We start from the raw sequence: 12,122 nt of genomic DNA on the forward strand, positions 1-12,122 counted from the left end.
CGAGCATGGATTTCAGAAGCTATCAGAAGGAGGCATTGCGCACTGATCGTGTGCCCGCCCGCGATGGCGCCGACGATGCCGCATCGCTGATCGTGCCGATGCTCGGTCTCGCAGGTGAGACGGGTCAGCTGCTCAGCGAGTACAAGAAGCATCTGCGCGACGGCGAAGCGCATCGCCTGTTCAAGGAGCGCGTGTCAGAGGAACTGGGCGACCTGCTCTGGTACATCGCCAATGTCGCCAGTAAGTTCGATCTCTCGCTCTCCGACATCGCTGCCGCTAACTTGGCTAAAGTCAAGCAGCGCTGGGCCAGCGAACGCACCGAGCCGCTTACCTTCGATGCCGAGCTCCCCGAAGGCGAGCGGCTGCCGCGCAAGTTCGAAGTTGAGCTCATCGATGTGGAGGGCGAATCGCGCCAGCGGGTGCGTGTTCTGATTGACGGTACACCATTCGGCGCGGAACTCACGGACAACGCCTACGATCCTGACGGCTATCGCTTCCACGATGTCTTCCACTTTGCCTATGCGGCCGTGCTCGGCTGGTCGCCGATCACGCGCGCCTTGCTCCGGCGAAAACGCAAGAGCCAGCCGCTGCTCGACGAGGTCGAGGATGGCGGCCGCGCTGCCGTCATCGAAGAAGGCGTGGCGGCGCTTGCCTTCGACTATGCGCGACGCCACCGCTTCCTCGACGGCGTCGCGGCTCTCGATTTCCAGCTTCTGCGCACGATCAAGGATATGACGTCCCATCTGGAAGTGCGGCAATGCACGACCGGCGAGTGGGAGCAGGCAATCCTGCAAGGGTTCAAGGTGTGGCGCGCCGTACTCGCCGCGCGCGGCGGTCGCATCGCCGTCGATCTCGACGCGCGCCGCATAAGTTTTCTCGGCCCGTCCGGCCGTCAGGAGCCGCGCGCGTGAGTCTCCGCCCCGAGTGCGAGAACGCTCGCCATTGCGAGGCCGCTAGTGTGGCTGATGCTGAGCCGCCAGGCGGTCACCCCCAATGCTGCTGCAGCCTTCGCCGCGCCGCCGGAGAGCCGCACCTCGGGCGTGGTGCCCGGCGCCCGGTGAATTACCACATCGGTGAACGCCACGCCCGCACCGAAACCCGTTCCGAGCGCCTTGAGCACTGCCTCCTTGGCGGCGAACCGCCCCGCCAAACGCTCTATCCGATCGGCTCCAACGCCAATCTCGTCGAGCTCCGCCTGGACGAAGCAACGCGGAATCAGTGGGTCGCGCGGATCGTCGATCCAGCGCCGCATCTCGGCGACGTCCACAAGGTCAATGCCGTGTCCGATGACGCTCACAAGATCCGTCTTTCCTGATCGAGTGTTTCGTCTCTTCAATTGTCGAGTGTCGATTATCACTGTAGGCTGAATTGAGCGAAGGGCAATACGATTCGGCAGGCGATGCACCCAGGAACGGCTGTCCGGCAGGACTGCATTAAAAAGAACGGGTTGAGCGTCACCGACGCTGCCCGAATCCTCGGCGTCGATCGGCAGACCCTCAGCAACTTGCTGAACGCCCGGTCGGGCATTTCGCCGGAGATGGCCGTCCGGCTGGAAAAGGCGTTCGGCACGCCCGCGCGCGAATGGCTGATCCGGCAGCTCGACTACGAGTTGGCCGAGGTCATGCGCAGGGCCAAGAAAATCAAGGTTGAGCCTTTCGAGCCAACGGCCACGGACGGCGGGGGGAACGATGAACGCCGTCGAGATTGAGGAGGCCATATCGAAACTCGCCGAGCAGCCGTTCGACGCCGAGGAGTTCCCCTATCTCTTCCTGCAGGCCTTCGGAAACAAGGAAACGACCCTCAAACGACTGCGCAAAGGCGAGTCGAACAAATCCGACCTTGGCGGTGTCCTTCAGACCAACAACATCCATATCGCCGTCGCCGCCCCCGGCACGGTGACGCGCACCCTTGCCGCACTGAAGGCCAGCCCGGCGACGACGCGGGCGAAGGCGAAATTCGTTCTGGCGACGGACGGCGACGCGTTCGAGGCCGAGGATCTGGTGTCGGGTGAGACGGTCGCCTGCGCCTATGCCGACTTCCCCGACCATTTCGGCTTCTTTCTGCCCCTTGCCGGCATCACCACCGTCAAGCAGGTCCGTGACAGCTCCTTCGACATCCGCGCCACCAGCCGCCTCAACCGGCTCTATGTCGAGCTTCTGAAGGACAATCCCGAGTGGGGCACGGCCGAGCGCCGGCCCGACATGAACCACTTCATGGCGCGGCTGATTTTCTGCTTCTTTGCCGAGGACACCGACATCTTCGCCAAGCCGCTCCTGTTCACCTCGACGGTCGAGCAGATGAGCGCCAAGGACTCGTCTAATACCCATGAGGTGATCGGCACACTGTTCCGCGCCATGAATATGAAGCATGCAGAGCGGGCGGCGGCGAACATCCCCCGCTGGGCCGACCAGTTTCCCCTATGTGAACGGTGGCTTGTTTTCCGGCACCATGGACGTGCCGCGCTTCAGTCGGATCGCGCGCTCCTACCTTCTCCACATCGGCGGCCTCGACTGGAAAAAGATCAACCCGGACATCTTCGGCTCGATGATTCAGGCCGTGGCCGATGACGAGGAGCGCGGCGCGCTCGGGATGCACTACACCAGCGTCCCAAACATCCTGAAGGTGCTCAATCCGCTGTTCCTCGACGATCTGCGTGCGCGACTCGACGAGGCGGGGGACAATCCCCGCATGTTGCTGAATCTGCGCAAGCGCATGTCGCGGATCAGGGTCTTTGATCCGGCCTGCGGCTCCGGCAACTTCCTTGTCATTGCCTACAAGCAGATGCGGGAGATCGAGGCCGAGATCAACAAACGTCGGGGCGAGCCGGACAGGCGGAGCGAAATCCCGCTGACCAACTTCCGGGGGATTGAGCTGCGCAGCTTCCCGGCCGAGATTGCGCGTGACCTGAGCCCCTGAAGTTCCTCCAAAAATGAGTAGAGTCCGTCCACCGAGGGAGACGGACGAATGAAGAAGTCGCGGTTCAACGAAGAGCAGATCATCGCGATCCTGCGGGAGCAGGAAGCGGGTGCGAAGACGGCAGATGTTTGCCGCAAGCACGGGATCAACACGGCGGCGTTCTACCAATGGAAGGCGAAGTACGGCGGCCTCGAGGTATCGGAGGCGCGGCGGCTGAAAGCGCTGACGGACGAGAATGCGAAGCTGAAGAAGCTGCTTGCTGAAGCAATGCTCGACAACGCGATGCTGAAGGACCTCAATTCAAAAAAATGGTGACGCCCGCCGTGAAGCGGCAAGCTGTGGCTCACCTTTGTGCGTCCTACGAGGTGAGCCAGCGGCGGGCGTGTTCCGTGATTGGCGCCGACCGCACGTCGATGCGCTATCGCAGCCGGCGTCCTGACGATGCCGCGTTGCGCGCGCGCCTGCGTGAGCTTGCAGCGCAACGCCGCCGCTTTGGCTATCGCCGCCTCCAAATCCTGCTACGCCGCGAGGGCACCCGCGTGAACCACAAGAAGCTCAGAAGGCTCTATCGCGAAGAACGCCTTCAGGTCCGCCGCCGCGGCGGTCGCGAGAAAGCCATGGGAACACGCGCACCGCTGGTATTACCGCAAGGAGCGAACCAACGCTGGTCGCTTGACTTCCTGAGCGACCAACTGACCAACGGTCGGCGCTTTCGCGTGCTGGCGGTCGTCGATGATTTCACGCGCGAATGCTTGACCCTCGTCGCCGATACGTCGCTTTCGGGCAGACGCGTCGCGCGTGAACTGGATGCCATCGTCGCCAAACGCGGCAAGCCATGCACCATCGTCAGCGACAACGGCACCGAGTTGACCAGCACCACCATCTTGAGCTGGTCGCAGGCGATGCAGGTCGAATGGCACTACATCGCGCCAGGCAAGCCGACGCAGAACGCGTTCATCGAGAGCTTCAACGGCCGTCTGCGCGATGAGTTTTTGAACGACACGCTGTTCGGCTCGCTCGATCACGCCCGTGAAGCTCTTGCGCTCTGGATGGACGATTACAACACCGTCAGGCCGCACAGCGCGATCGGCAACGTGCCGCCGGCGCTCTACGCCAAACTCAGCGATCCCTGGAAGCAACGGGACGGGTCGCTTGAGCTGTCATGGGGCTCCGCGCCCCGTCCCGTTGCATCACCGAGCCAACACGGCTCAAATGACGAACGGATTCTACTCGTCGGCGGCGGATAGAAGGGCTCAGGTCACCCGCCTCGCCCTCATCATCGCCGAGTATCAGTGCGACGTGCTCTATCGCGGCCAGAAGGAAGCCCTGCGGGACTTCCTGCCGCTCGATGCCGAGAACTGGATCACCTGCGGCAACGCCCTGCGGCTCGATTGGCTGAGCATTTGCCCACCGACCGGGACAGGTGTGAAGCACCGGGCCGATGACCTGTTTCGCACGCCGCTCGATCAGGCACAGATCGACTTCGAGAACGAAGGCGGCGAAACCTACATCTGTGGCAACCCGCCATATCTCGGCAGCAAGAAACAGACCGACGAACAGAAAAATGACCTTGGCGCGCTTTTTGATGGACGCATTAAGAAGTGGAAGTCGTTGGACTATGTATCTGGATGGTTCATCAAGGCCGCCGACTACGGAACCAGGACCAAAACGACGGCCGCGTTTGTGGCAACAAACTCCATTTGCCAAGGCCAGCACGTTCCGATTCTCTGGCCCGTAATCTTCGCGACTGGCAGTAAGATCGTCTTCGCCCACACGTCCTTCAAGTGGGCGAACCTTGCGAGTCATAATGCCGGTGTGACCGTCGTCATTGTTGGTATTTCCAACACATATGGACTTCCGAGGCGGCTTTATTCAATCTCTGATACTGAGGAACAAACCGTTGAGCGCAAGGAAGTTGCCAACATCAATGCGTACCTTGTCCCCGCGGCGAACATTGAGGTTGAGCAAGCAGCGAATCCAATGCAAGGCATGGTGCCGATGCAATTCGGAAACCACCCGTATTATGGCGCGGCACTAATTTTCTCAAATGACGAAGCATATCAAATCATAAAGCAAGCGCCGGATGCAGCACGTTTCATCCGACCATTTTATGGCTCAACTGAGTTCATCGACCGCTCCCCTCGCGCTTGTTTTTGGATTTCCGATGAAGATGCCTGTGAAGCGTTGAAGCTGAGTCCCATCGCTGAGCGAGTTGCGGTGGTCAAAGCATCTCGCATAGCGGCGGAAAATGGAGAAACCAGCGCAAGAAGCAAAGGCAATGGCGGCGGCGGCAAGAGAAAGAAAGAGGATGCCAGCGCGAGAAAGCTGGCTGATACGCCGTGGCGTTTCCGCGAGCAGGTGATGTCAGAGACTCAGACAATCATTGTGCCCCGCGTGAGCTCCGAGAATCGGCCCTATCTTCCAGTTGGGTTGCTTGAGCCACATTGCGTTGTGCAGGAAAAAGCCTTTGCAATGTACGACGCCCCGCTCTGGAGCCTAGCGGTCATCGCTTCACGCTTGCATTGGGTTTGGATTGCCACAGTCTGCGTTCGACTTCGTACCGATTTTTTGTATTCCAACACTCTCGGCTGGAACACCTTTCCGGTTCCCACGCTCACTGAGAAGAACAAGGCCGACCTGACCCGCTGCGCCGAGGACATATTGCTGGCGCGCGAAGCGCATTTTCCGGCGACCATCGCCGAGCTTTACGATCCGGACAAGATGCCGGACGACCTGCGCGAGGCCCACGAGCGCAATGACGAGGTGCTTGAGCGCATCTATATCGGCCGCCGGCTTCGCAACGACACCGAGCGGCTGGAAAAGCTGTTCGAGCTTTATACCAAAATGGCCGTCTCACCTGGCGCGGCGAAGAAAAGCAAGGCGGAGGCGCGTGCATGACCGACGAGAAGAAATCCATCCCCTCTGTCTCCGTCACCTATGCGCGCAATGGCAGCTCAACCAAAGCCAATGCGCTCGGCATGAGGCCGATGCAGGAGCGCGCCTATGAGAAACGGGGCGAGCAATATCTTCTCATCAAGTCGCCGCCGGCCTCGGGGAAGAGCCGCGCGCTCATGTTCATCGCCCTCGACAAGCTGCACAATCAGGGCTTGAAGCAGGCGATCATCGTGGTGCCGGAAAAGGCTATCGGCGCGAGCTTCAATGATGAAGCCTTGTCCAAGTTCGGCTTCTGGACCGACTGGACGGTCGCGCCCAAGTGGAACCTCTGCAACGCGCCGGGCTCGGACAATGGCGGGAAGGTGAATTCCGTCGAGGCGTTCCTGAAAAGCGGCGACAAGGTGCTGGTCTGCACCCATGCCACCTTCCGCTTCGCCGTGGACAGGTTCGGGGTGGAAGCCTTCGATGACCGGCTGATCGCGGTTGACGAATTCCATCACGTCTCTGCCAACCCCGACAACAAGCTCGGCCTGCATCTCGGCCAGTTCATCGCTCGCGACCGCGTGCATATCGTGGCGATGACGGGCTCCTATTTCCGGGGCGACGCCGAAGCCGTGCTCGCCCCGCAGGACGAGTCGAAGTTCGATACCGTCACCTACACCTACTATGAACAACTCAACGGCTACGAATATCTCAAGCAACTCGACATCGGTTACTTCTTCTACAACGGCCCGTATACGGACGACATCCTGAAGGTGCTCGACCCGGCCGAGAAAACCATCATCCACATTCCGAATGTCAATTCCCGCGAAAGCATGGGCGACAAGATCAAGGAGGTGGAACACATCCTTCACGAGCTTGGCGAATGGGAGGGCCGTGATCCCGTAACCGGCTTCCAACTGGTCAAGACCCCAGAGGGCCGCGTTCTTCGCATCGCCGACCTGGTTGACGACGATCCCGCCAAGCGCGACCGCGTGACCGCTGCGCTGAAGGACCCAGCGCAGAAGAACAACCGCGACCATGTGGACATCATTATCGCGCTTGGGATGGCGAAGGAAGGATTAGACTGGATCTGGTGTGAGCACGCCCTGACGGTCGGCTATCGGTCGAGCCTGACCGAGATCGTGCAGATCATCGGCCGCGCCACCCGCGACGCGCCGGGCAAGGTGCGCGCTCGCTTCACCAACCTGATCGCCGAGCCCGACGCGTCGGAAGAAGCCGTCACCGAGGCCGTGAACGACACGCTGAAGGCCATCGCTGCCAGCCTTCTCATGGAGCAGGTGCTTGCGCCGCGCTTCGAGTTCAAGCCGAAGAACCCGCAGAGCGGCCCGACGCCGGGCTTTGACTATGGCGAGGGCGGCTACGATCCGAACAAAACCAATGTCGGCTTCAGCGAGGAGACGGGCCAGTTCCAGATCGAGATTAGGGGCCTTGTCGAGCCGAAGAGCGAGGAGGCGCAACGCATCTGCCAGCAGGACTTGAACGAGGTGATTGCCGCCTTCGTGCAGGACAAGACCATGATCGAGCGCGGCCTGTTCGATCCCGAGCTGGTGCCGGAGGAGCTGACTCAGCTTCACATGGGTAAGATCATCAAGGACAAATATCCCGAGCTGGATGAGGAAGATCAGGAGGCCGTGCGCCAGCGCGCCGTCGCGGCCCTGAATCTCACGCAGAAAGCCAAGGAAGTCGCGCTTGGGGGAGCCGAGGGTGACGGTGAAAAGAGCCTCAATACCGCCTTCATTGAGGGCGTCCGCAAATACGCAATGGATGTGCGCGAGCTGGACATCGACCTGATCGACCGCATCAATCCGTTCGGCGAAGCCTATGCCATTCTCGCCAAGACCATGAGCGAGGAGAGCCTGAAGCAGGTCGCAGCCGTGATCGGCGCCAAGCGTGTCAATCTGACCATTGAGGAGGCGCGTGAGCTTGCCAAACGGGCCCTAAAGTTCAAGCAAGAGCGAGGTCGGCTGCCCTCGATCACCTCGGCCGACGCTTGGGAAAAGCGTATGGCCGAGGGCGTGGCGTTCCTTCAACGCATGAAGGCGGAGGCGGCACGTGCCTAAGGGCTTTACCGACGACGATGACGCGCTTCTCGCCGAGCTTGGCGTCGAGGCCGAGGCAAAGAAGGAGGCGAGCCGGACGCCTCGCGAGGAGCGGATCATCGCCAGTTTCGAGGAGATACAGCGTTTCGTCGAGCAGCATGGCCGCGCTCCACAACACGGCGAGGACCGCGACATTTTCGAGCGGCTCTATGCCGTGCGGCTGGATCGCTTGCGCGAGCTAGTCGAGTGCCGCGCCGTGATCGAATCCCTCGACCATCAAGGGCTTTTGACCGGCGCGCAGCCAGCGCCGCTTGGTGTTCCTGAGGACATCGACGATGACGAGCTTCTGGCGCAGCTCGGCGTGGATGACACCACACCCGGCGGCATCACTGAGTTGCGGCATGTCCGGTCGGCTGCCGACAAGCGCGCAGCCGAGGAAATCGCCAACCGCCAGAGATGCGAGGACTTCGACAACTTCAAACCGTTGTTCGAGCAGGTGCAAAAGGAGCTTGGCGCCGGTCTTCGGCAGACCCGCCGCTTCGAGCGCAAGTCCGAGATCGCGCCAGGCCGCTTCTATATTTTGGGCGGTCAGAAAGCCTATGTCGCAACCATGGAGCAGCCCACGGTTAACGAGCACGGCAATATCGACGCCCGGCTGCGTGTGATCTTCGACAACGGCACCGAGAGCAATCTGCTTATGCGGTCGCTCCAAAAAGCGCTGCAACAGGACCCGGCCGGACGGCGGATCGTCGAGCTCTCGGCCGGCCCATTGTTCTCTGATCAGAATGAAGAAGGGGATGAGGCCAGCGGCATCGTTTATGTGCTGCGCAGCAAGTCCGACCACCCGGCCGTCGCGGCCCACCGTGACGTGCTGCACAAGATCGGCGTGACTGGCGGCGATATTGCGCGCCGCCTCGCCAATGCCAAGCTCGATCCGACCTTCCTCATGGCTGAGGTCGAGGTCGTCGCCACCTACGAGTTGTTCAACATCAACCGCACCCGGCTTGAGAACCTGATCCATCGGATCTTCGGTCCGGCCCGGATCGACATCGAGATCAAAGACCGATTTGGTCAGCCTGTCATCCCACGCGAATGGTTCCTCGTGCCCCTTTTCGTGATCGACGAGGCAATCGAAAAGATCAGGGACGGGACGATCACGGGCTATGTGTATGACCCGAAATCAGCTCGGCTGGTTCAGCGCGAAAGTGGCCATACCAATATTTGGTGACACCGGATGACGACTGAGGCAGAGGCGCTTGCCAACATTCTTGCGTGGTCTGCCGATAGTCCGAACTGGCAGAAAGACGCGCTGCGGCGGCTTGCGACTCAGGCGACGTTGGAGCCGGCTGAGATCGACGAACTGGTCTCCATTTGCAAGGGAGAAAGCCAAGCGGCACCGCTGAATGCCGAACATTTGCGCGATCCCAGCCGCGAGCAGGGCGAAGTCTATCTAAGACAGGTGCATGGCGTCCGACATGTCAACGCCTTGGCCGCTGACCAGCGGCTGACGCTCCACCGCGTCGGACTGACGATCATCTATGGCGATAACGGATCGGGCAAATCCGGCTATGCACGCATCCTGAAGAAGGCATGTCGTGCCCGTATGCCGAGCCGTGTTGAGGAGATCATACCCGACATCTATGACCCGGCACCGGGCACACCCTGCGCTACGATAGAATACGCGATCAGCGGTCAGAATCGCACTTGCGCGTGGCAGCTCGGTCAGGCGGCCGATGCCGCGCTGTCGGCCGTTAGCGTTTTCGATTCGCGTACAGCCAATATCCACGTCGATGAAACCAATGACGTGGCCTACACGCCGTTCCCGCTCAAATTGCTCGGAGCGTTGGCCCAGATCTGCAAGTCGGTCAAAGATAAGCTGGCCGCCGAAATCACGCAGATTAAGGCACGGACGCCACAAAGCATCAAATCCCCGACGTGCAGCTCGACGACGGCCGTAGGCAGGCTTATGGCCCGACTTGCCGCTAACGCCGACCCTGCCACCGTCGAGAGACTGGCTGCGCTCACCCAAGCAGAGCAAGACCGGGTGGCCAAGCTCACGGCGGACCTTTCCGGCGATCCGGCCCGCGCGGCGCGTCAACTCGCCGCGCTAAAGTCCAAGGTCGAGGGACATATTGCGCGCCTCGATGTGCTGTTTGCTTCGATCGGCGACGATACGGCCTCCAATCTGCGTCGGCTCGCGGACGTCAGCGATACGGCGCGACGGGCGGCAGAAGCCGCGTCCGGCGCGCTCTTCCACGACGAACCATTGCCGCAGATCGGGTCAGATGTTTGGCAGGCGCTATGGGCGAGCGCGCGAGCATTTTCCGATCAAGAAGCGTATCCCGACCGACGCTTCCCTATAATCGATCCCGGCAGCGTATGTGTTCTTTGCCAGCAGGAATTGACCCCTGTTGCCGCCAGTCGGCTCAACCGCTTTGAGGCATTCGTGCGCGACGATAGCCAGCAGCGTGCAGAGGCCGCGCGCGCGGCATACGATGAGGCGCTTGCGACATTCGAGGGTGCCGCGTTTTCGCTGACCGAGCTTGCAAACATCGTGGCGACCATCCGCGATGAGCTGCGGCAGGACACCCTGGCATTGAAAGTCAGGAATGTCGTCTTGCGCGCGCTGTGGCGTCATCGCCAGATCAGACGACGCCACGCGAGTCCTGCCGCCCCGCTCGACGCGCCTACTGTCTCCTATCCGCGCCAAGCACTGACCGATCAGATCGCGGATATTGTAACGCGGTCGCACGCCTTGGGCGCCGAAGCCGACTCTCCGGCGCGTGGGGCGTTGCTTGCTGAAAAGGCCGAACTTGCCGATCGGCAATGGCTTAGCGGTATCAAGGCGGATGTTCTTGCAGAGATCGACCGCCTGAAACAGATTGCGCGTCTTGAGACGGCCCAGCGGGACACCGCCACCAATCGCATCACGACCAAGAGCACCGAGATTGCGCAGGCATTGGTGACGGACGCGCTCCGCGCGCAGTTCGCGCGTGAGGTCGCGAGCTTCGAGATCGCTGGCCTGGCGGTAGAGCTGCGCCAGCAGAGCAGTGCGCAAGGCGCCCCTCGTTTCAAGGTCGCGCTGACCCGCAAGCCGTGTGCCGCTGTGGGCCAAGTCTTGAGCGAAGGTGAGCATCGTTGTGTGGCGCTCGCTGCATTCATGGCGGAACTTGCCACCACCGAGAACAAGTCCGGCATTATTTTTGACGATCCAGTATCGTCACTCGACCACATGCACCGAGAGGCCGTCGCGAAACGCTTGGTCGCCGAAGCGGCACGCCGACAGGTTATCGTTTTTACGCATGACCTTGCATTCTTGTTCGAGTTGAACCGTGCGGCGGATAACGCCGATCCAAAACCGCAAGTCGCAATCAGCTCTGTTAGTCGGGGCGCAGACAAGGCCGGCTTTTGCCGTAGCGAGCCGCCATTCAAAGCGCGGCGTGTCAGCGACATTACGGCGAGCCTGACTAATCAGCTCGCGAACGAACGCTACTACTTCGATCAGGGCAACGAGGACGAATGGCGCAAGACCGTCAAATCCATCGCCGGAACGCTGCGCGACACATGGGAGATCGCGGTTGAGGAAGTTGTCGGTCAAGTCATCCGGCGTCTGTCTAACGAAGTGAAAACGCCTGGCTTGGTCAAATTGACCGCAATCACTGTTGCTGATTGCGAGGCCATGCGGGACGGATTTGGCCGATGCTCCGAATTGATGCACAGCGCCGCCGCGGCACTGAATCGCCCGCTTCCGAGGCCAGATGTGCTCTCAGCCGAGATAAGCGCTTTGGCTGCTTGGGCGGATAGCCTCCGGCAGCGCCAGGGAGCTGCAAGGCTGCCCTGACTGCGGTCTTCCTGCAATGCCGCTTAGCCGATGATGCCGCCAACGGCGGCTGCCCTTCCTGAGAGGGGTTACAGTTGGCGCACCCAACAGGATTCGAACCTGTGACCTCCACCTTCGGAGGGTGGCGCTCTATCCAGCTGAGCTATGGGTGCATGCCGTGTTGCTTACGTGGTGCTTACGCGGGTTTCTTGCGAGTGAGAAGTCTCTGAGCACCGATCTCGCAAGTCCTTATTTTTCGAGCTCCTTTCGATCTCCTTTCCTGTGCGAACCGGCTTGACACCTGCCTTCGGAGGGCAACGCTCTATCCAGCTGAGCTACGGGCGCCTGCGGTCTGGATAACCGATCGGGCCGAACCGGGCAAGCGGGCTGCGGACGGGGCTGCCGAGCGGCGGGCCGGGCGGCCGCCCTCCCCGCGGCAGACCCTCGAC

At 61.1% G+C, this 12,122-nt stretch carries 8 protein-coding genes, 1 tRNA gene and 2 pseudogenes; 9 read left to right on the top strand and 2 right to left on the bottom strand.

Annotated features, from left to right (window positions below):
* Nucleotides 1–5 precede the first annotated feature (5 nt).
* Nucleotides 6–911, top strand: coding sequence for a nucleoside triphosphate pyrophosphohydrolase family protein (locus tag CCR97_RS00640; RefSeq protein WP_111355682.1), 906 nt, complete (start codon nt 6–8; stop codon nt 909–911).
* Here the strand turns inward: CCR97_RS00640 and acpS are convergent.
* Nucleotides 893–1,297, bottom strand: a complete 405-nt coding sequence (acpS, locus tag CCR97_RS00645; RefSeq protein ID WP_111355681.1) for a holo-ACP synthase — start codon at nt 1,295–1,297, stop codon at nt 893–895. The genes CCR97_RS00640 and acpS overlap by 19 nt on opposite strands.
* 102 nt (nt 1,298–1,399) lie before the next feature.
* Between acpS and CCR97_RS00650 the strand changes: the two genes are divergently transcribed.
* The 8 genes and pseudogenes from CCR97_RS00650 (at nt 1,400) to CCR97_RS00680 (ending at nt 11,694) form a co-directional block, all read left to right on the top strand.
* Nucleotides 1,400–1,708: a HigA family addiction module antitoxin gene (locus tag CCR97_RS00650; RefSeq protein WP_111355680.1), complete on the top strand. Its 309-nt coding sequence runs from the start codon at nt 1,400–1,402 to the stop codon at nt 1,706–1,708.
* Nucleotides 1,689–2,901: pseudogene (locus CCR97_RS00655) on the top strand (type IIL restriction-modification enzyme MmeI); the annotation flags it as partial. The gene CCR97_RS00650 and the pseudogene CCR97_RS00655, both read left to right, overlap by 20 nt.
* A gap of 63 nt (nt 2,902–2,964) precedes the next feature.
* On the top strand, nt 2,965–3,231 hold the full coding sequence (locus tag CCR97_RS32485; protein ID WP_420826046.1) for a transposase: 267 nt from the start codon (nt 2,965–2,967) through the stop codon (nt 3,229–3,231).
* Nucleotides 3,225–4,163, top strand: coding sequence for an IS3 family transposase (locus CCR97_RS00660; RefSeq protein ID WP_420826047.1), 939 nt, complete (start codon nt 3,225–3,227; stop codon nt 4,161–4,163). Before CCR97_RS32485 ends, CCR97_RS00660 begins: the two co-directional genes overlap by 7 nt.
* Nucleotides 4,111–5,814, top strand: a pseudogene (locus tag CCR97_RS00665) (class I SAM-dependent DNA methyltransferase); the annotation flags it as partial. The gene CCR97_RS00660 and the pseudogene CCR97_RS00665, both read left to right, overlap by 53 nt.
* Nucleotides 5,811–7,874, top strand: a complete 2,064-nt coding sequence (locus tag CCR97_RS00670; RefSeq protein ID WP_111355678.1) for a DEAD/DEAH box helicase — start codon at nt 5,811–5,813, stop codon at nt 7,872–7,874. The pseudogene CCR97_RS00665 and the gene CCR97_RS00670, both read left to right, overlap by 4 nt.
* Nucleotides 7,867–9,081 carry a GIY-YIG nuclease family protein gene (locus CCR97_RS00675; RefSeq protein WP_111355677.1) on the top strand — a complete coding sequence of 405 codons (1,215 nt, stop codon included), beginning with the start codon at nt 7,867–7,869 and terminating at the stop codon, nt 9,079–9,081. Before CCR97_RS00670 ends, CCR97_RS00675 begins: the two co-directional genes overlap by 8 nt.
* Nucleotides 9,082–9,087: 6 nt before the next feature.
* Nucleotides 9,088–11,694 carry an AAA family ATPase gene (locus tag CCR97_RS00680; RefSeq protein ID WP_111355676.1) on the top strand — a complete coding sequence of 869 codons (2,607 nt, stop codon included), beginning with the start codon at nt 9,088–9,090 and terminating at the stop codon, nt 11,692–11,694.
* A gap of 75 nt (nt 11,695–11,769) precedes the next feature.
* On the opposite strand, the gene CCR97_RS00685 is transcribed toward CCR97_RS00680, so the two are convergent.
* Nucleotides 11,770–11,846: transfer RNA gene (locus CCR97_RS00685), tRNA-Arg, on the bottom strand.
* Nucleotides 11,847–12,122 lie beyond the last annotated feature (276 nt).

It is taken from the genome of Rhodoplanes elegans (assembly GCF_016653355.1).
GTDB lineage: Bacteria > Pseudomonadota > Alphaproteobacteria > Rhizobiales > Xanthobacteraceae > Rhodoplanes > Rhodoplanes elegans.

Bases quoted from the DNA above. Each gene is read 5' to 3' on its own strand.
- CCR97_RS00650 (WP_111355680.1), top strand. From the start codon at position 1,400: ATGCACCCAGGAACGGCTGTCCGGCAGGACTGCATTAAAAAGAACGGG.
- CCR97_RS00670 (WP_111355678.1), top strand. From the start codon at position 5,811: ATGACCGACGAGAAGAAATCCATCCCCTCTGTCTCCGTCACCTATGCG.
- CCR97_RS00660 (WP_420826047.1), top strand. From the start codon at position 3,225: ATGGTGACGCCCGCCGTGAAGCGGCAAGCTGTGGCTCACCTTTGTGCG.
- CCR97_RS00640 (WP_111355682.1), top strand. From the start codon at position 6: ATGGATTTCAGAAGCTATCAGAAGGAGGCATTGCGCACTGATCGTGTG.
- CCR97_RS00680 (WP_111355676.1), top strand. From the start codon at position 9,088: ATGACGACTGAGGCAGAGGCGCTTGCCAACATTCTTGCGTGGTCTGCC.
- CCR97_RS32485 (WP_420826046.1), top strand. From the start codon at position 2,965: ATGAAGAAGTCGCGGTTCAACGAAGAGCAGATCATCGCGATCCTGCGG.